We start from the raw sequence: 1,458 nt of genomic DNA on the forward strand, positions 1-1,458 counted from the left end.
TCCTATGAAAAGCCCTAGGCCAGTTCTCTAAAGATAATATTTTATTTTTTATTAGTCCATAATGTTGATTTTGGGGTGTTGGATTGTTGGCAACCCTTTTCAGCATAATGCTTGGTTGTCAATACTTCAACACCATATATAACTTGCTCCGCATCCTATATGTGGTCCGTGCTTTGGGCATGGCCACCAGCATCTGTATGATTATAAGTTATAATAAGCCTGGTCACTTGCTAACCGATGTGGTTCTCGCCCGCGGCGAGACCACCTACATTGTTTTGTGATCCAAGCATATCTACTATTCTTTTTGAGCTCAGTTATTTTGTTACTGTTCATCTGCCTTATTTTATTCCAATACCCCTATCACATAAGGGGTCTCCGTCTTTATGACCGCCAATGTCCTGCTTAGTAGTTTCCTAGCCACCTTTACAATGACACTCTTCACATTTTTTCCGTGATGCTTGCGGTAATAGCCCTGCATCACGGGATCTGTTCGAATTGCCTGCCAAGAGGCCTCAATGAAATAACTACGTATTAAACGGTGGGCACGCATACTCACCCCCGTATGTCGGATGGTATCGCCACTTTGGTAAATGCCCGGTGCCAGACCTACATATCCGGCCAAATGTTTAATATTCTTAAAACGGCGCAGGTCGCCCAATTCACTCAAAATACCACTGGCAACTATGGAACCTATACCAGGAATACTCCGTAAAAGCAGGTAATCTTTCTTAAAGTGGATTTTGGTATACTGGCGCAATAAGGTGGAAACATCTCGAAACTCTTGGTCAATAAACCGAAAACTGCGCATCCGGCTACGCAAAACTTCATTACCCGTATCATACTCAAAATCCAAATTATCAAGCCAATCCCTAAACTTATGGCTCCAATGATCGTTATCGAATTCTTGGGGTATCCTAATACCATAATACAACAACTGCATCTTGATATAGCTCTTGATCTGGCGCATATCCTTTACCAAATCGTTCCTACGACGGAACAGACTACGCAGTTGCTCCCTACACTTATCCGGCACACAAATACTGTTCAACCTGTCATCCTTGAGTTCTCGTGCTATGAGCTGGGCATCGATCCTATCTGTCTTGGTATGGCGCTCCTTGCCCTTTCTGAAAATATCGGCCGGATTGACCACTAATGACCGCCATCCATAACTTACAAAGCATCGATGTGCATGGTATCCGCAACAGCCCGCTTCATAAGCAGTGGACACTACATAACCTGAATAATGTTTGGTCACATATTCATAAAGCAATTCGGCATCAGGCCGCATGCTAAAAGTCTTTCCAGATGACAGATCGGTCGCACAGTGTACCTTCCAACTACGTTTGTGTATGTCGATACCAATGAATAACTTAGGTGTGGCAGTAATTTGAGTGTTCATATCTTTAATTTTTAGTTCATCTTAAAGATACTCGACTTACTGCTTTTACATAGATGCTA

Annotated in this window: 1 protein-coding gene; it reads right to left on the reverse strand. The window is 42.7% G+C overall.

Annotated features, from left to right (window positions below; genetic code table 11):
• Positions 1 to 343 precede the first annotated feature (343 nt).
• Complete coding sequence (locus H9565_RS19990) at positions 344 to 1,399, reverse strand: IS110 family RNA-guided transposase (protein WP_215442144.1); 1,056 nt, start codon at positions 1,397 to 1,399, stop codon at positions 344 to 346.
• Positions 1,400 to 1,458 lie beyond the last annotated feature (59 nt).

The organism is Zobellia russellii (genome assembly GCF_018728565.1).
Taxonomy (GTDB): Bacteria; Bacteroidota; Bacteroidia; order Flavobacteriales; family Flavobacteriaceae; genus Zobellia; species Zobellia russellii.

Bases quoted from the DNA above. Each gene is read 5' to 3' on its own strand.
- H9565_RS19990 (WP_215442144.1), bottom strand. From the start codon at position 1,399: ATGAACACTCAAATTACTGCCACACCTAAGTTATTCATTGGTATCGAC.